This is a genomic window from Streptoverticillium olivoreticuli subsp. olivoreticuli, assembly GCF_003391135.1.
Classification (GTDB): Bacteria; Actinomycetota; Actinomycetes; order Streptomycetales; family Streptomycetaceae; genus Streptomyces; species Streptomyces blastmyceticus.
The window spans coordinates 7587634-7603863 of sequence record NZ_CP031455.1; the positions used below are offsets into that span (position 1 = coordinate 7587634).

Annotated in this window: 15 protein-coding genes; 5 read left to right on the plus strand and 10 right to left on the minus strand. The window is 71.2% G+C overall.

What is annotated here, in order from left to right; genetic code table 11:
- Positions 1 to 756, minus strand: coding sequence for an SIR2 family NAD-dependent protein deacylase (locus DXZ73_RS32920; protein WP_116214601.1), 756 nt, complete (start codon positions 754 to 756; stop codon positions 1 to 3).
- A gap of 1881 nt (positions 757 to 2637) precedes the next feature.
- Between DXZ73_RS32920 and DXZ73_RS39755 the strand changes: the two genes are divergently transcribed.
- The 3 genes from DXZ73_RS39755 (at position 2638) to DXZ73_RS32940 (ending at position 4158) form a co-directional block, all read left to right on the plus strand.
- On the plus strand, positions 2638 to 2850 hold the full coding sequence (locus DXZ73_RS39755) for a hypothetical protein (protein WP_240351846.1): 213 nt from the start codon (positions 2638 to 2640) through the stop codon (positions 2848 to 2850).
- A gap of 94 nt (positions 2851 to 2944) precedes the next feature.
- On the plus strand, positions 2945 to 3514 hold the full coding sequence (locus DXZ73_RS32935) for a TetR/AcrR family transcriptional regulator (protein ID WP_116214603.1): 570 nt from the start codon (positions 2945 to 2947) through the stop codon (positions 3512 to 3514).
- 35 nt (positions 3515 to 3549) lie between these two features.
- A complete protein-coding gene (locus tag DXZ73_RS32940) occupies positions 3550 to 4158 on the plus strand; it encodes a DUF4865 family protein (RefSeq protein ID WP_116214604.1) in 609 nt (202 codons plus the stop codon).
- A 33-nt stretch (positions 4159 to 4191) separates the two neighbouring features.
- Here DXZ73_RS32940 and DXZ73_RS32945 read toward each other — a convergent pair whose 3' ends face one another.
- Positions 4192 to 4950: a TetR/AcrR family transcriptional regulator gene (locus tag DXZ73_RS32945; RefSeq protein WP_116214605.1), complete on the minus strand. Its 759-nt coding sequence runs from the start codon at positions 4948 to 4950 to the stop codon at positions 4192 to 4194.
- Between the two features lie 105 nt (positions 4951 to 5055).
- On the opposite strand from DXZ73_RS32945, the gene DXZ73_RS32950 reads away from it, so the two are divergent.
- Positions 5056 to 5346, plus strand: a complete 291-nt coding sequence (locus DXZ73_RS32950) for a hypothetical protein (protein ID WP_162890417.1) — start codon at positions 5056 to 5058, stop codon at positions 5344 to 5346.
- Positions 5347 to 5353: 7 nt separating this feature from the next.
- Here DXZ73_RS32950 and DXZ73_RS32955 read toward each other — a convergent pair whose 3' ends face one another.
- Positions 5354 to 7084 carry a BCCT family transporter gene (locus DXZ73_RS32955; protein WP_116214607.1) on the minus strand — a complete coding sequence of 577 codons (1731 nt, stop codon included), beginning with the start codon at positions 7082 to 7084 and terminating at the stop codon, positions 5354 to 5356.
- 153 nt (positions 7085 to 7237) lie between these two features.
- On the opposite strand from DXZ73_RS32955, the gene DXZ73_RS32960 reads away from it, so the two are divergent.
- Positions 7238 to 8419, plus strand: coding sequence for a glycerate kinase (locus DXZ73_RS32960; RefSeq protein WP_116214608.1), 1182 nt, complete (start codon positions 7238 to 7240; stop codon positions 8417 to 8419).
- Positions 8420 to 8524: 105 nt separating this feature from the next.
- Here DXZ73_RS32960 and pssA read toward each other — a convergent pair whose 3' ends face one another.
- From pssA to ccrA, 7 genes are all read right to left on the minus strand, one after another.
- Positions 8525 to 9379, minus strand: a complete 855-nt coding sequence (pssA, locus tag DXZ73_RS32965; RefSeq protein ID WP_205519278.1) for a CDP-diacylglycerol--serine O-phosphatidyltransferase — start codon at positions 9377 to 9379, stop codon at positions 8525 to 8527.
- The gene (locus DXZ73_RS32970; protein ID WP_116214610.1) at positions 9366 to 10013 is read right to left on the minus strand and encodes a phosphatidylserine decarboxylase; all 648 of its coding nucleotides are present in this window, start codon (positions 10011 to 10013) and stop codon (positions 9366 to 9368) included. The genes pssA and DXZ73_RS32970 overlap by 14 nt, the downstream gene beginning before the upstream one ends.
- Positions 10014 to 10183: 170 nt before the next feature.
- Positions 10184 to 11389 (minus strand): acyl-CoA dehydrogenase family protein, encoded by a 1206-nt coding sequence (locus DXZ73_RS32975; protein ID WP_116214611.1) that lies wholly within the window; start codon positions 11387 to 11389, stop codon positions 10184 to 10186.
- A 1-nt stretch (position 11390) separates the two neighbouring features.
- Positions 11391 to 11903 carry a MaoC family dehydratase gene (locus DXZ73_RS32980; protein ID WP_116214612.1) on the minus strand — a complete coding sequence of 171 codons (513 nt, stop codon included), beginning with the start codon at positions 11901 to 11903 and terminating at the stop codon, positions 11391 to 11393.
- A gap of 5 nt (positions 11904 to 11908) precedes the next feature.
- A complete protein-coding gene (locus DXZ73_RS32985; protein WP_116214613.1) occupies positions 11909 to 12874 on the minus strand; it encodes an HpcH/HpaI aldolase/citrate lyase family protein in 966 nt (321 codons plus the stop codon).
- A complete protein-coding gene (locus DXZ73_RS32990; protein WP_116214614.1) occupies positions 12871 to 14883 on the minus strand; it encodes a protein meaA in 2013 nt (670 codons plus the stop codon). The genes DXZ73_RS32985 and DXZ73_RS32990 overlap by 4 nt, the downstream gene beginning before the upstream one ends.
- Positions 14883 to 16220 (minus strand): crotonyl-CoA carboxylase/reductase, encoded by a 1338-nt coding sequence (gene ccrA, locus DXZ73_RS32995; protein WP_116214615.1) that lies wholly within the window; start codon positions 16218 to 16220, stop codon positions 14883 to 14885. Before ccrA ends, DXZ73_RS32990 begins: the two co-directional genes overlap by 1 nt.
- Between the last annotated feature and the right edge of the window lie 10 nt (positions 16221 to 16230).

Consider the following 16230-nt stretch of genomic DNA (forward strand, 5'->3'; position numbering starts at 1 on the left):
TCAGGGTGCCGCGATCCGGTCCAGCAGTGCGGGCAACGCGGTCCCGATCGGCTCGCGCACCAGCTCGTCCGCCCGGTCGTCGTACGGCGTCGGCTCCGCGTTGACGATGATCAGCCGGGCGCCGTGGTCGGCGGCCAGGCCCGCGAGCGCGGCGGCGGGGTGCACCTGCAGGCTCGTCCCCACCGCGATGAACACCTCGCACGCCTTGGTCAGCGCCACCGCCTCGCCCAGCACCGCCGGATCCAGCCCCTCGCCGAACATCACCGTCGCCGACTTGAGGATGCCGCCGCACACCTCGCACGCCGGATCGGGATCACCTCCGTCGACCCGCTCCAGCGCGGCCGCCATGCTCGACCGCGCCTTGCAGCGCGTGCACTGCGCCGACCGCGCGGAACCGTGCAGTTCGAGCACCTTGCGGTCGGGCATCCCCGCCAGCTGGTGCAGCCCGTCCACGTTCTGCGTGATCACGCGCACCGGCGTGCCGGACCGCTCCAGGCGCACCACGGCCTCGTGCGCCGCGTTCGGCCGCGCCCGCAGCGCGGGGCCGTCGCGCCGCATCCGCCAGGCACGCCTGCGGATCTCGGGGTCGGACATGTAGTACTCGTACGTGACGAGCTTCTCCGCCTCCGGGTCGCGCCGCCACAGCCCGTTGGGGCCGCGGTAGTCGGGGATCCCGGAGTCCGTGGAGATCCCCGCGCCACTCATGATCACCACCAGCGGGCGCCGCCGGCCCCGCTCCGCACCGCTGCTGCTCATGGCGCGAGGGTACGCAGGGACCTCCGGCCCGGCGACGGGATTTCCGTCGCGGGCCGGGCGGTCCGCCTGCTGCCGGCGATCGGCGGAGTGTGGATGTGTCGACATTCGCGCCACGGTTTCCGGAGTCGGCGAAAGGCTGCCCGGTTATTGGCGATTTGTCGATATTTTGCCGCATCACCCTTCCGGGGTCGTTTTGTATGCCCGCCCTTCCCTCCCGCGGGTGGCGCGCTACCCGCATCCGGGTCAAGGCGCGGGCCCGTCTCAGCGGTGCGTTCCCACGGCTGTGGTCCTGTGCGACTCCAGGTTTTCGAGGGTGATGGGAGCGATATGTCGCTAATGAGGAGGCGGGTCGGCACCTTTGTGGCGGGGGGCGGCGCCGTCACATTGGGGGTGATGTTCGCGCTCTGCGCGTCGGCGGGCGGGGTGCTGTCCGCGGTCGCGCGGAGTCGGTACGCCGAGGTCCCCGGCGAGGTGGTCTCCGGGGTGGGGCAGCACGTACGCAAAGGGCCGTCGACCTCCACGCCGGTCGTCGGCGACTACGGTCCCGGGGAACGCGTGCGCATCGACTGCAGGGCCGTCGGTGAGGACATCCGGGGGGACAAGTACTGGTACAGGCTCGCCGGGGGCGGCTGGATGAGCGCGCGCTACATCCGCGCGTTCGGCTCGGTGCCGCTGTGCGGTGGCGGGGGGCATCACGACCGTCACGATCACCACGGTGATCAGGGCCCCAAGGGGCCCAGGGGGCCGAAAGGCGACAGGGGGGATCGCGGCCCCGCTGGACCTGTGGGTCCGAAGGGACCCAAGGGGTCGACGGGCCCGGCCGGGCCCAAGGGTCCCAAGGGTGATCCGGGGCGCGTGGGCCCGGCAGGGCCCGTGGGGCCTCAGGGCAGACCCGGCGTGGCGGGACCGGGCCCCGCCGGCCCGAAGGGCGACCCGGGGGACGTGGGCCCCGCGGGGCCGCAGGGCGACCAGGGAGTCGCCGGTCCGGCAGGGGACGCGGGTCCGGCCGGGCCCAAGGGCGACAAGGGCAATACGGGCCCGGCCGGACCCAAGGGAGCCCCCGGTGCGGTGGGTCCGGCGGGCGCGGACGGTGCCACCGGGCCCATGGGCCCTACCGGCCCGAAGGGTGACCCCGGTCGGGTGGGGCCCGCTGGGGCGGGTGGTCCGGCCGGCCCTGCCGGGGCGGTGGGACCGCAAGGTCCCCAGGGCAACCCCGGCCGGGTGGGTCCGGCCGGTCCCGCAGGCCCCACGGGTTCGACCGGTCCCACGGGCCCGGCCGGTCCAGTCGGGCCCGCCGGTTCGACCGGTCCCGCCGGGCCGAAGGGTGACGAGGGTGCCGTCGGCCCGGCCGGGCCCAAGGGTGACCCGGGCGATCCCGGGGGGCCCGTCGGTCCCGCCGGGCCCAGGGGCGACCGGGGCGAGCCCGGTGACACCGGTCCTGCCGGGCCCGCGGGGCCGGTGGGACCCGTAGGACCCGCCGGGCCGTCCGGCTCGACCGGCAGACCCGGGCCCGCGGGTCCCGCCGGGCCTGCCGGATCCGCGGGCCCTGCGGGGCCCGGGGGCCCTCCCGGACCCAAGGGGGAACGAGGAGAGACGGGGGACACGGGGGACACGGGCGCTACGGGCGCCAACGGCCCCACGGGCCCCGCGGGCCCGGCGGGGCCCACCGGCCCGGCCGGACCCTCCGGCACCCAAGGCCCCGTCGGTCCGGTCGGCGCGTCGGGCCCGGCAGGACCCACCGGCCCCGCGGGCCCGAAGGGCAACAAGGGAGACGTCGGTGCCACGGGTCCCGCCGGGCCGCAGGGTCCCGCCGGTCCCAAGGGCGATCCCGGGACCGCCGCGAGCCCGCAGATCGTCCAGCAGGAGTTCGCCGTCGCCTCCATGGCACGCGAGCAGGTGCTGAAGAGCCCGGTGTGCCCCTCGGGCACGCGGATCATCGGCGGCGGATACGCCCAGGTCGGCAACTGGTCGGGCGTCATGGAGAAGATCGCCGAGCATCCGGTGGCCGAGGAGAACCGCTATCTGGTCGGCGTGAACAGCGTCAGCCCCACCGCGGTCACCCTCAAGGTCTTCGGCGTGTGCCAGCCGTCCTGACCGACGGCACCGCGGGCCTGCCCGCCCGCCGACGACGGGCGGGCAGGCCCGCGGTGCCCGAAGGTCTGTACCTACGAGTATGTACACTCGCCTCATGAGCACCTCGGAACGCCTGATCGAGAGCACCCGTGAGCTCCTGTGGGAGCGCGGATACGTCGGCACCAGCCCCAAGGCCATCCAGCAGCGGGCGGGCGCCGGGCAGGGGAGCATGTACCACCACTTCGCGGGCAAGCCCGACCTGGCGCTCGCCGCGATCCGCCGCACCGCGGAGGAGATGCGGGCCAGGGCGGAGGAGCAGTTCTCCGCACCGGGCACGGCGCTGGAGCGGATCCGCGCGTATCTGCTGCGCGAACGCGACGTCCTCAAGGGCTGCCCGGTCGGCCGGCTGACGCAGGATCCGGAGGTGATGGCCGACGAGGCGCTCCGCGCGCCGGTCGACGACACCTTCGTGTGGCTGCGCGGCCGCCTCGCCGAGGTCCTCGCGGAAGGCCGCGACCGCGGTGAACTGGCCGGTGACCTGGACCCCGCCGCCACCGCCTCGACCGTGGTCGCGGTGCTCCAGGGCGGCTACGTCCTGGCCCGCGCGGCGAATTCGACGGAGCCGTTCCAACAGGCCGTCGCCGGTGTGCTCGGCCTGCTGGCCGGGCATGCCACCGCCCGGTGAGACACCCGGCCACCATCAGGAAGACACCGATCCGCATGCACGCCCAGCAGTACGAGATCACCCTGCCCGCCGACTACGACATGCGCGTCATCCGCAAGCGGGTGGCCGATTTCGGCCACATCCTCGACGACCGCGCCGGGCTCGGCCTGAAGGCGTACGTCATCCGCGAGCGTGGAGTGAACGGCTCTCCCGTCAACCAGTACGCCCCGTTCTACCTCTGGAACGACACCGCCGCGATGAGCGCCTTCCTCGTCGGCGGGGGCGGTTTCCAGGGGATCATCCGGGACTTCGGGCGGCCGGTCGTCCAGCACTGGGCGGGCGTCGCCGGCGAGTCGGGCCCGGCCCGGAACGCCGTACCGAAGGCGGCCTCCCGCCGCCTGACCCCGATCCCCGTCGACCCCGACCCCACCGGCATGGGCGTCACCGAGCTCGTTCAGCGCGAGATCGACGAACTGCGCGCCCTGGCCCGGCGCGACGGCGTCCACACCGCCGCGCTGGCGGTCGACCCCCGGCACTGGCAGCTGATGCGCTTCGTCCTGTGGGAGCACGCCGTCCCCGAGACCGAGGACGCCACCGAGCGGTACGAAGTGCTGCACCTGTCCGCCCCGCACCTGTCCGAACTCCCCGAAGGCCGCCACTGGTAGCCCCGGCGCCCCGCCCATGGCGGGGACGGGGCCTCACGCCAGGGGGAGGAGCCGGTCGAGGTGGTAGTCCACGACCTCGCTCACCGAGGCCAGGGTGCGGCGGGCGTGGACGGAGTCCATGCCCAGGCTCGTGACACCGGAGAGCAGGAGGTCCGCCTCCGGGGCGGGGTCGATGCCGGGGGCGGCCTTGCCCGCGTCCTGGGCCCCGCGCAGGATCGCGGCGACGAGCTCCTCCAGGGGCTGCTCGTCGTGCAGGAAGACCGCGGCGAGATCCGGGTCGGTGAGGCTGCGCGCGTAATAGGCGGCGAACACCCGCAGGGCCGTGCGGCGTTGCTCGTCCAGCGGCAGGAACTCCTCCAGGATCGTCCGCAGCAGCGCGCGGGGGTCGTCCGGCCTCCGAAGCGCCTCGACGCGGGCCCGGGCGCGGCGGTCGTTCTCCTCGTGCAGCATCCGCAGCGCGGAGACGAGCAGGTCGTGCTTGCTGTCGAAGTGGTACTGCACGACCCGCAGCGACACGCCCGCCTCGACGGCGATCTCCCGCATGCTCGCCTCGTGCAGCCCCCGCTCGGCGGCGATCCGCCAGACGGCCCCGGCGATCTCGCGGCGTCTGCGGGCCCGCGCGCCCGGTTCCGCGGCGGGCGCGGGCGCCGCCGGGACCGGCGGACTCTTCCGCCGCCGGTACGCCTTGGCCTGGCAGCCGCGCGAGCAGTACACCGGCGGGCGCCCCCGGGTCGTCCCGGGCAGCGCCGTACCGCACACCCGGCAGGCCGCAGACTTCTTTTCGTCACGCATGGTTGTAGCGTACGCCAGCTGAAAAGTGTGACGAAAATGGACATTGCCTTGGAAAAGGGCATGATTATGGCTTGGGCGGCTGATACGTTCGTAACGTAAGTCCACATGAAAGCGCGACACGATCCGGAGGCTGCCATGGACGAGGCCTGGTACCGGCTGGGAATGCTCCTGGTGTTCATTGCGGGGTTCTGGGAAGGGGCGGCCGCCCTCTTCTTCCGTCTGTTCACCGGCAAGGAGCCGTCGGTGATGATCGCGGTCGACTACCTTCCCTCTCCCTGGTGCTACATCGGCGCCGTCGCGGTCATGGCCGTCACCTTCGGTGCGGTCGCCGTCCTCGACGCCGGTCACAAGAAGGCGCTGGCGCGCCAGGAGACGAAGCCGCAGGGCGTGGCCTGACCGCGGCCTAATCGGCCCCGGGCCCGCCGCCCTTGCCGCCGTCCTCGCGGTCGCGGGCGCTCTCCGCGACGCGGCGCAGCCGGGCGTGGCGGACCGGGCCCGCTTCCGTGATCGCCTCGCCGATCATCGTGCTCATCGCGTCGCGCAGCCCGTGCAGCGCGTGGTGCCGGGCCGGGCCCGCGCCCGGGTCCTCGCGCAACTCCCGTACGAGGGACCAGCACAGCGCCAGCATCACCAGCACGAACGGCAGGGCGACCAGGATCGTCGCCGACTGCAGCGACTTCAGGCCGCCCGCCACCAGCAGGACCGCCGCGACCGCGGCCATCAGCACGCCCCAGGTCACCACCAGCCAGGTGCGCGGGTGCGGCGAACCCCGGCTGGAGAGCGAACCCATCACCAGGGACGCGGAATCCGCGCTCGTGATGAAGTACGTCATCACCAGGGCCATCGCGATCCACGAGGTGAGCGTCTCCAGCGGCAGGGTGTCCAGCAGCGCGAACAGCGATGCCTCCGCGCCCTCCTTGACCGTCCCGGCCATGTCCGCCGCACCCGTCATGTCCAGGCGCAGCGCGCTCCCGCCCATCACGCAGAACCACACCACCGTCGCCCCGCTGGGCACCAGCAGGACCCCGATCAGGAACTCACGGATGGTCCGGCCGTGCGAGATCCGGGCGATGAACGTCCCCACGAAGGGCGCCCAGGACAGCCACCACGCCCAGTAGAAGATCGTCCACGCCCCCAGCCAGGCCGAGTCCGTGAACGCCCCGGTGCGCGTCGCGAGGTTCACCAGGTCGTGCAGATAACCACCGGTGGCCGCCGGGATGGTGTTGAGGACGAAGACGGTCGGGCCGAGGACGAACACGAAGAGCATCAGGCACGCGGCGAGCGCGATGTTGAGGGTGCTCAGCCACTTGACGCCGTTGTGCAGGCCGGAGAAGGCCGACAGCACGAAGGCCGCGGACAGCGAGCCGATGATGATCAGTTCGAGGGTGGTGGTGTCCTTGACACCGGTGGTGATGTTGAGGCCCTTCGACACCTGGAGAGCGCCCAGTCCGAGGCTGGTCGCGGTGCCGAACACGGTCGCGAAGAGCGCGAGCAGATCGATGCACCGCCCCGGCCAGCCCGCCGCCCGCTTCTCGCCGAGCAACGGGACGAAGGCGGAACTCAGGCGGTTGCCGCGGCCCTTGCGGAACCCCGCGTAGGCGAGGGCGAGACCGGCCATGCCGTAGATCGCCCAGGGGTGCAGGGTCCAGTGGAAGAAGGAGTACTCCAGCGCGGTGCGGGCCGCGGCGGGCGAGTTCGCGGTGACACCGCTGCCGGGGGGCGGGGACACGAAGTGCAGCAGCGGTTCCCCGACGCCGTAGAACATCAGGCCGATGCCCATGCCGGCGCTGAACATCATGGCGATCCACGCGAGGTTGCCGAACTCCGGCCGGTCGTCGTCCCGGCCCAGCCGGATCCGCCCGAAGCGGCTGAACGCGATCACCACGCACAGGGCGAGGAACACATCGGCCGCGATGACGAACAGCCAGGCGAAGTTGGACAGCACCCAGTTCAACGCGGCCGACGAGACCCGGTCGAACGAGCGCTTGGCCAGCGCCGCCCACGCCACCACCGCGAGGACGGCGGCGGCGCCGGTCGCGACGAGGGTCAGGTCCGGTGAGCCGTCCTGCGGCGGGCCGGAGGCGGCCGAGGAGGGGGGAGCCGGGTCGGGCGACTCGTGCGCGTCGGTGCTCATGCCGCCCCACTATGGCCGGGATGCACTGAATTGGGCGCCCTGGCACGCCGTCCGCAGGCATGGGCAACGCGCATTCCCCCGGGTAGGGTCGCTGCGGCGCGGAGGCCCGCGCTCGTTGTGCGGCGCGGGCCCGGACGGCGAGGGGACGGCGAGATGACAGACGCGACGGCCGCGGGGGCGACGGCGGGGGGCTCCGGCGCGTCCGGCCGCCGGGTGCTGATCGCCGCGGACAAGTTCAAGGGCTCGCTCACGGCGGTCGAGGTCGCCGGGCACGTGGCCGCCGGGCTGCGGCGCGCGGCGCCCGGCGTGGACGCCCGGGCACTGCCCGTCGCGGACGGCGGCGACGGCACGGTGGACGCGGCCGTCGCCGCGGGCTTCGAGCGCCGCACGGAGCGGGTGACCGGGCCGCTGGGGGAGCCCGTCACGGCCGCGTACGCGCTGCGCGGCGACACCGCCGTGGTGGAGATGGCCGAGGCCTCGGGCCTGCGGCACCTGCCGCGCGGGACGTACGCCCCGCTCACGGCCGGGACGCACGGCACCGGCGAGCTGCTGCGGGCCGCGCTCGACGCGGGCGCCCGCACGGTCGTCCTCGGCGTCGGCGGCAGCGCCACCACGGACGGCGGCGCGGGCATGCTGACCGCCCTGGGCGCGCGCTTCACGGACGAGCACGGCGCGCCGCTCGCCCCCGGCGGAGGGGCCCTGGCGCGGCTCGCGGCGGCGGACCTGACCGGACTGGACCCCCGGCTCGCACGGACCCGGGTCGTGCTCGCCGGTGACGTCGACAACCCGCTGACGGGGCCGAAGGGCGCGGCGGCCGTCTACGGGCCGCAGAAGGGCGCCTCACCGGACGACGTGACCGCGCTGGACGCCGCTCTCGACCACTACGCCCGCGTGCTGGAAGCGGCCGTCGGGCCGCGGGCCGCCGAGTACGCGCGGGCGCCGGGCGCCGGCGCGGCGGGCGGTATGGGGTACGGGGCGCTGATCGGCCTGGACGCGGTGTTCCGGCCGGGCATCGACGTCATGCTCGACGTGCTGGGCTTCGCCGCGGCGCTGGAACGGGCGGACCTGGTGATCACGGGGGAGGGGTCCCTCGACGCCCAGACGCTCCACGGCAAGGCGCCGGTGGGGGTGGCGGCGGCCGCGCGCCGCCGGGGCGTGCCCGTGGTGGCGGTCTGCGGCGTGCTCTCGCTCGACGAGGGCGCGCTGCGGGGGGCGGGGATCTCGAAGGCGTACGCGCTCGCTTCGCTGGAGCGGGACCGGGAGCGGTGCATGGCCGAGGCCGGGCCCCTGCTGGAACGGCTCGCGGAGCGGGTGGCGGCGGACTTCCTGACGTGACGCGCGCGGGCCCGCCTGCGGCGGACGGGCTGAATCCCCGGTAACGGCAAAGGGCGGGTCAGGGGAGAAAAACCCCTGACCCGCCCCGAAGAGCAAGCGCAAGCGCTACGGCAGCTGCGCCGCCTCGCGTGCCTCGCGACGGTTGTCGCGGAACGTGTTCACACGGCGCGCCGTCGCGAAGAGCGGGATGACCGCGCCCAGGACGACCTGGAGGGCGCACCCGGTCTGCAGGAGCAGCTCACCGCCGGGCGCGTCGAACGCCCAGGCCGCCAGCAGGCCCATGCTCAGCACGATCCAGCTCAGCATCGCCACCGCGAGCCGGCCCCGCGGCTTGGGGTACTCGACGCGGCTCACCATCAGCCACGCCACGCCCACGATCGCCAGCAGCGTCGGGACGAACGGCAGCTCCAGCAGCACGATCGACACGACGGTCAGCGCCCCGAAGGGGCTCGGCATCCCCTGGAAGATGCCGTCCCGCAGCTGGACGCACGAGAAGCGCGCGAGCCGCAGCACCACGGCGAGCAGCACCACGATCGCCGCCACCGCCGACACCCGCTGATGGGCGTCCTGGGCGACGACGCCCCAGACGACCACGAAATACGCGGGCGCCAGACCGAAGCTGATCAGGTCGGACAGGTTGTCCAGCTCCGCACCCATCGCCGAGCTGCGCAGCTTCCGCGCGACGAGCCCGTCGAAGAGGTCGAAGACCGACGCGAGCAGCATCAGTATCACGGCGGTCGCCGCGCTGTGGCGGGCCATGCCGCCGTCCTCGTTGCCCGTGAGGTGCGGCATGAGGACGCCGGTGGTGGTGAAGTACACCGCCATGAAGCCACAGATCGCATTGCCGAGGGTCAGCGTGTCCGCTATCGACAGCCGCGTGGACAGCGGCATGTCGACCTCGTCCTCCGGCTCCGCTTCCGGCACCCAGGCGGCCTGTGTGTCCGGATCAATCACGGTCAAGGCGTGTCACCCCTGCCGTGGTGGGCTGGCCGACCTCGACCGCGACCTCGATCCCCTCCGGGAGATAGACGTCGACGCGAGAGCCGAAGCGGATCAGGCCGATCCGCTCACCCTGCTCCACCTTTGTGTCCTGCGGTACATAAGGAACGATACGCCGGGCGACGGCGCCGGCGATCTGCACCATCTCGATGTCACCGAGCTCGGTGTCGAAGTGCCAGACGACGCGCTCGTTGTTCTCGCTCTCCTTGTTGAAAGCGGGAACGAATCCACCCGGGATGTGCTCGACCGACGTCACCGTGCCGGCCAGCGGCGCCCGGTTGACGTGGACGTTCAGCGGGCTCATGAAGATCGCGACGCGGGTGCGTCCGTCCTTCCAGGGCATGATGCTCTGGACCACGCCGTCGGCCGGGGAGATGACCCGGCCCTGGGCGATCTCGCGATCGGGGTCGCGGAAGAACCACAGCATGCCCGCCGCGAGCGCGGTGGTGGGCACGGCCAGCGCCGCCCAGCGGCCGGAGCGCCGGGCGCGGGAGAGACTGACCGCGGCCGTGGCGACGGTCGGGAGGAGCCACGGCGATGCTCCGCGCGCAAGGCGGACGCGGCCGCGTGGTGCAGAGGAAGAGCTGTGGGGCATGGGTGACCTTCGTAGCGGAGGGTGCCGCGTAACGATTGGGGGACGGCGGCTTTCCGGGGATGCTATCGGTTGCGGGCGGCAACTGGCTAAGCGCCAGGGCCAGTCGATGGCCGAACACCGATGACTCGGTGTGATCTTCTTCTCGGTGAAACCACTCCCAATCGGGACAATTATCCCTGGAGCCGGTACTCCTCGAGTAGCCGACGGCCAATGATCATTTTCTGGATCTCGGCCGTACCCTCTCCGATGAGCAGCATCGGGGCCTCACGGTAGAGGCGCTCGATCTCGTACTCCTTGGAGAAACCGTAGCCGCCATGGATGCGGAACGCGTCCTCGACCACTTCCTTGCAGTACTCGGAAGCCAGGTACTTGGCCATTCCGGCCTCGAGGTCGTTGCGGTGCCCCGAGTCCTTCTTGCGTGCCGCATTGACCATCATCGCATGCGCCGCTTCGACCTTTGTCCCCATTTCGGCCAGTTTGAATTGAATGGCCTGATGTTGGGCGATGGGTTTTCCGAAGGTATGCCGCTGCTGCGCGTAGGAGACGCCCAGTTCGAAGGCGCGCTGAGCGACGCCGCAGCCACGCGCTGCGACATTGACCCGGCCGACCTCCACGCCGTCCATCATTTGGTAAAAACCCCGGCCGGTGACGCCGCCGAGCACCCGGTTGCCCGGGATGCGCAGCCCATCCATGATCAATTCGGTGGTGTCGACGCCCTTGTAGCCCATTTTGTCGATCTTGCCGGGGATGGTCAGTCCCGGCTTGACCTGCCCGAAGCCGGGCTCCTTCTCGATGAGGAAGGTGGTCATCGACTTGTGCGGCGCGGTGCCCTCGGGATGCCCCTCGTCGGTCCGGCAGAGCACCGCCACCAGCGTGGAGGAGCCGCCGTTGGTCAGCCACATCTTCTGGCCGTTGAGGACGTAGTCCTCGCCGTCCCGGACGCCCTTGGATGTGATGGCCGACACATCCGAACCGAGCCCCGGCTCGGACATCGAGAACGCGCCCCGGACCTCGCCGGTCGCCATCCGTGGCAGGAAATGGTCCTTCTGCTCCTGTGTGCCGTGCTGCTTCAGCATGTAGGCGACGATGAAATGCGTATTGACGATGCCCGACACGCTCATCCAGCCGCGGGCGATCTCCTCGACGCACAGCGCGTATGTGAGAAGCGACTCACCGAGCCCGCCGTACTCCTCCGGGATCATCAGGCCGAACAGCCCGAGTTCCTTGAGGCCCTCGACTATGTCCGTCGGGTACTCGTCGCGGTGCTCCAGTCCGGTCGCGACCGGGATGATCTCTTTGTCGACGAATTCCCGGACGGTGGCGAGGATTTCCCGCTGGATGTCCGTCAGGCCGTCGGTCTGCGCGAGGCGTCCCATCTCACTTCTCCCGGATGATCGGCTCGGGGCGGCCGGGCTGCTCTCCGCCGCGCTCCTCGATGTATGTGGCGGTCGGGACCATCACCTTGCGCCGGAAGACGCAGACGACGGTGCCGTCCTGCTTGTAGCCCTTGGTCTCGACGTGGACGATCCCGCGGTCGCTCTTCGACCTCGACGGCGTCTTGTCGAGCACGGTCGTCTCGCCGTAGATCGTGTCGCCGTGGAAGGTCGGCGCGATGTGCTTGAGCGACTCGACCTCCAGATTGGCGATCGCCTTGCCCGAGACATCCGGCACGGACATGCCCAGCAGCAATGAGTAGATGTAATTGCCGACCACGACGTTCTTGCCGAAATCGGTCGTCTTCCCCGCGTAGTTGCTGTCCATGTGCAGCGGGTGGTGATTCATGGTGAGCAGACAGAAGAGGTGGTCGTCGTATTCGGTGACGGTCTTCCCCGGCCAGTGCTTGTAGACATCGCCGACAGTGAACTCTTCAAAAGTGCGGCCGAACTGCATCGTGCTCAGGCCTCCGGGATCTCGAACTTGGAGGTACGGGTCATGCCCGCCGCGCGGCCCTTGCCCGAGATGACCAGCGCCATCTTCCGGCTGGCCTCGTCGATCATCTCGTCGCCGAGCATCGCCGAGCCCTTCTTGCCGCCCGCCTCCGAGGTGCAGTAGTCGTACGCGTCCAGGATCAGCTCGGCGTGGTCGTAGTCCTCCTGCGACGGCGAGAAGATCTCGTTGGCGAGCCCGACCTGGTCCGGGTGCAGCACCCACTTGCCGTCGAAGCCCAGCGCCGCCGCCCGCCCCGCCACCTCGCGGTAGCCGTCGGAGTTGCGGATCTGGAGGTAGGGGCCGTCGATGGCCTGGAGGTCGTTGGCGCGGGCCGCCATCAGGATGCGCATCAGGATGTAGTGATAGGCGTCCGCGCCGTAGCCGGGCGGCTGGTGGCCGACGACGAGCGACTTCATGTTGATCGAGGCCATGAAGTCCGCCGGGCCGAAGATGATCGTCTCCACGCGCGGCGACGCGGCGGCGATCGCGTCCACGTTGACCAGGCCCTTGGCGTTCTCGATCTGCGCCTCGATGCCGATGCGCCCGACCTCGAAGCCCATCGTCTTCTCGATCTGCGTCAGCAGCAGGTCCAGCGCCACGATCTGCTCGGCGTCCTGCACCTTCGGCAGCATGATGCAGTCGAGGTTGGGGCCGGCGCCCTCAACGACCGTGATGACGTCCCGGTACGTCCAGTGCGTCGTCCAGTCGTTGACCCGTACGACCCTGGTCTTGCCCGTCCAGTCGCCGTTGTTGAGCGCGTCGACGACGGTGTGCCGGGCGCCCTCCTTGGCGAGCGGCGCGCACGCGTCCTCCAGGTCCAGGAAGACCTGGTCGGCCGGGAGGCCCTGGGCCTTCTCCAGGAAGCGGGGATTGCTGCCGGGGACGGCGAGGCAGGAGCGGCGCGGCCGCAGACGGTTGACGGGCGTGGTCATGCGGGGACCTCCAGAGGGTCGAGGTGGTTCGCTTTCCGGATCTCGTCGACGATACGGCCGATGATCTCCGTGATACCGAAGTCCTTGGGGGTGAAGACGGCCGCCACACCCGCCGCCCGCAGGGCGACGGCGTCCGCGGACGGGATGATGCCACCGACGATCACGGGGACGTCGTCCGCCCCCGTGCTCCGCAGCCGGGTCAGCACGTCGGGCACCAGCTCGGCGTGCGACCCGGAGAGGATCGACAGCCCGACGCAGTGCACGTCCTCGGCGACGGCCGCCGAGACGATCTGCTCAGGGGTCAGCCGGATCCCCTGGTAGACCACCTCGAAGCCCGCGTCACGGGCCCGTACGGCGATCTGCTCGGCACCGTTGGAGTGGCCGTCCAGGCCGGGCTTGCCGACCAGCAGGCGCAGCTTGCCGCTGCGCAGCTCCTCGGCGGTCCTGGCGACCTTCGCGCGCACCGCCGCGAGCGGGGTGCCCGCCTCGGCGGTGACCGCCACCGGGGCGCTGCTCACGCCCGTGGGGGCGCGGAACTCGCCGAACACGTCGCGCAGCGCCCAGGCCCACTCGCCGGTCGTCACGCCCGCGCGCACACACTCCAGCGTGGCCGCCATCAGGTTGTCCGTGCCCGCGGCCGTCTTCTTCAGCGCCGACAGGGACTCCTGGGCGCGGGTCTCGTCGCGGTTGTCGCGCCAGGAGTGCAGGGCCGCCACCACGCGGGCCTCGTTGGCCGGGTCGACCGTCATGATCGCGGTGTCGAGATCGGCCGTCAGCGGGTTGGGCTCGGTGGACTCGAAGCAGTTGACGCCGACGATCTTCTCCTCGCCGGCCTCGATCCGGGCCCGCCGCTCGGCGTGCGAGGACACCAGCCGGGACTTGAGGTAGCCGGACTCGACGGCCGCCATCGCGCCGCCCATCTCCTGGATCCGGTCGATCTCGGCGAGGCACTCGGTGACCAGGGACGCCACCTTGGCCTCGACGACGTGCGACCCGGCGAAGATGTCCTCGTACTCCAGCAGGTCGCTCTCGTGGGCCAGGACCTGCTGGATGCGCAGCGACCACTGCTGGTCCCAGGGCCGGGGCAGACCCAGGGCCTCGTTCCAGGCGGGCAGCTGGACGGCGCGGGCGCGGGCGTCCTTGGAGAGGGTGACGGCCAGCATCTCCAGCACGATGCGCTGGACGTTGTTCTCCGGCTGCGCCTCGGTCAGGCCCAGCGAGTTGACCTGGACGCCGTAGCGGAAACGGCGCTGCTTGGGGTCCTCGATGCCGTAGCGCTCGCGGGTGATCTTCTCCCAGATGCGGCCGAAGGCGCGCATCTTGCACATCTCCTCGATGAAGCGGACGCCCGCGTTCACGAAGAAGGAGATCCGGGCGACGACGTCGCCGAACTTCTCCTCCGGCACCTGCCCGGAGGCGCGCACCGCGTCCAGCACGGCGATCGCGGTGGACATCGCGTAGGCGATCTCCTGGACCGGGGTGGCTCCCGCCTCCTGGAGGTGGTAGCTGCAGATGTTGATCGGGTTCCACTTGGGGATGTGGGCCACGGTGTACGTGATCATGTCCGTGGTCAGCCGCAGGCTGGGCCCCGGCGGGAAGACGTGCGTCCCGCGCGAGAGGTACTCCTTGACGATGTCGTTCTGCGTCGTCCCGGCCAGCCGGGTGATGTCGGCGCCCTGCTCCTCCGCGACCACCTGATACATCGCCAGCAGCCACATGGCGGTGGCGTTGATGGTCATGGAGGTGTTCATCCGGTCCAGCGGGATGTCCTGGAACAGCCGCCGCATGTCGCCGAGATGGGCCACCGGGACCCCGACCCGGCCGACCTCGCCGCGGGCGAGGATGTGGTCGGAGTCGTAGCCGGTCTGCGTCGGGAGGTCGAACGCGACCGACAGGCCGGTCTGGCCCTTGGCGAGGTTGCGCCGGTAGAGCTCGTTGGACGCCTCGGCCGTGGAGTGCCCGGCGTACGTCCGCATCAGCCACGGACGGTCTTTCTGACGTTCGGTCATTACACGTTCCTGAACCGGTTGATCGCGTCGATGTGCTGTTCGCGCAGTTCGTGGTCGCGCACGCCCATGCCCGCCTCGGGGGCGAGGGCGAGGACGCCGACCTTGCCCTGGTGGAGGTTGCGGTGGACGTCGTACGCCGCCTGCCCGGTCTCGGCGAGAGTGTAGGTCTTCGACAGGGTCGGGTGGATCTTCCCCTTGGCGATGAGGCGGTTGGCCTCCCACGCCTCGCGGTAGTTCGCGAAGTGCGAGCCCACGATGGACTTCAGCGACATCCACAGGTACCGGTTGTCGTACTCGTGGCGGTAGCCCGAGGTCGAGGCGCAGGTGACGATCGTGCCGCCCTTGCGGGTGACGTAGACGCTGGCGCCGAAGGTCTCGCGGCCCGGGTGCTCGAAGACGATGTCGACGTCCTCGCCGCCGGTCAGCTCGCGGATGCGCTTGCCCAGCCGCTTCCACTCGCGCGGGTCCTGGGTGTGCTCGTCCTTCCAGAACCGGTAGTCCTCGGCGCTGCGGTTGATGACCGCCTTGGCGCCCATCCGCCGGCAGATCTCCGCCTTCTCCTCGCTGGAGACCACACAGATCGGATTGGCCCCGCCGGCCAGGGCGAACTGGGTGGCGTAGGAGCCGAGCCCGCCGCTGGCGCCCCAGATCAGGACGTTGTCGCCCTGCTTCATCCCCGCGCCGTTGCGGGAGACCAGCTGCCGGTAGGCGGTGGAGTTCACCAGCCCCGGCGCCGCCGCCTCCTCCCACGTCAGGTGCTTCGCCTTGGGCATCAGCTGGTTGGACTTCACCAGCGCGATCTCCGCCAGACCGCCGAAGTTGGTCTCGAAACCCCAGATCCGCTGCTCGGGGTCGAGCATCGTGTCGTTGTGCCCGTCGGCGGACTCCAGCTCCACGGACAGACAGTGCGCGACCACCTCGTCGCCCGGCTTCCAGGCGTTGACCCCCGGCCCGGTGCGCAGCACCACACCCGCGAGGTCGGAGCCGATGACGTGGTACGGCAGGTCGTGCCGCTTCCCCAGCGGCGACAGCTTCCCGTACCGCTCGAGGAAGGCGAACGTCGACACCGGCTCGAAGATCGAGGTCCACACCGAGTTGTAGTTCACCGAACTGGCCATCACGGCCACCAGGGCCTCGCCGGGCCCCAGTTCGGGCACCGCGACGTCCTCGACGTGCAACGACTTGCGGGGGTCCTTCTCCCGGCTGCTGAGGCCGGCGAACATCTCGGCCTCGTCCTTGTGCACGGTCACCGCGCGGTAGGACTCGGGGAGGGGCAGTGCGGCGAAGTCCTCGGCCGAGCTGTCCGGCGCGAGTATCGCGTCCAATATGTGGTTCATCTGTAGTGCC

What these genes read in the sequence shown, in the direction of transcription:
- DXZ73_RS32940 (WP_116214604.1), top strand. Translation starts at nt 3,550, where the DNA reads ATGCACGCCCAGCAGTACGAGATCACCCTGCCCGCCGACTACGACATG.
- DXZ73_RS32980 (WP_116214612.1), bottom strand. Translation starts at nt 11,903, where the DNA reads ATGCAGTTCGGCCGCACTTTTGAAGAGTTCACTGTCGGCGATGTCTAC.
- DXZ73_RS32970 (WP_116214610.1), bottom strand. Translation starts at nt 10,013, where the DNA reads ATGCCCCACAGCTCTTCCTCTGCACCACGCGGCCGCGTCCGCCTTGCG.
- DXZ73_RS32975 (WP_116214611.1), bottom strand. Translation starts at nt 11,389, where the DNA reads ATGGGACGCCTCGCGCAGACCGACGGCCTGACGGACATCCAGCGGGAA.
- DXZ73_RS32955 (WP_116214607.1), bottom strand. Translation starts at nt 7,084, where the DNA reads ATGAGCACCGACGCGCACGAGTCGCCCGACCCGGCTCCCCCCTCCTCG.
- DXZ73_RS32985 (WP_116214613.1), bottom strand. Translation starts at nt 12,874, where the DNA reads ATGACCACGCCCGTCAACCGTCTGCGGCCGCGCCGCTCCTGCCTCGCC.
- DXZ73_RS32920 (WP_116214601.1), bottom strand. Translation starts at nt 756, where the DNA reads ATGAGCAGCAGCGGTGCGGAGCGGGGCCGGCGGCGCCCGCTGGTGGTG.
- ccrA (WP_116214615.1), bottom strand. Translation starts at nt 16,220, where the DNA reads ATGAACCACATATTGGACGCGATACTCGCGCCGGACAGCTCGGCCGAG.
- DXZ73_RS32950 (WP_162890417.1), top strand. Translation starts at nt 5,056, where the DNA reads ATGAAAGCGCGACACGATCCGGAGGCTGCCATGGACGAGGCCTGGTAC.
- DXZ73_RS32935 (WP_116214603.1), top strand. Translation starts at nt 2,945, where the DNA reads ATGAGCACCTCGGAACGCCTGATCGAGAGCACCCGTGAGCTCCTGTGG.
- DXZ73_RS32945 (WP_116214605.1), bottom strand. Translation starts at nt 4,950, where the DNA reads ATGCGTGACGAAAAGAAGTCTGCGGCCTGCCGGGTGTGCGGTACGGCG.
- DXZ73_RS32990 (WP_116214614.1), bottom strand. Translation starts at nt 14,883, where the DNA reads ATGACCGAACGTCAGAAAGACCGTCCGTGGCTGATGCGGACGTACGCC.
- DXZ73_RS32960 (WP_116214608.1), top strand. Translation starts at nt 7,238, where the DNA reads ATGACAGACGCGACGGCCGCGGGGGCGACGGCGGGGGGCTCCGGCGCG.
- DXZ73_RS39755 (WP_240351846.1), top strand. Translation starts at nt 2,638, where the DNA reads ATGGCACGCGAGCAGGTGCTGAAGAGCCCGGTGTGCCCCTCGGGCACG.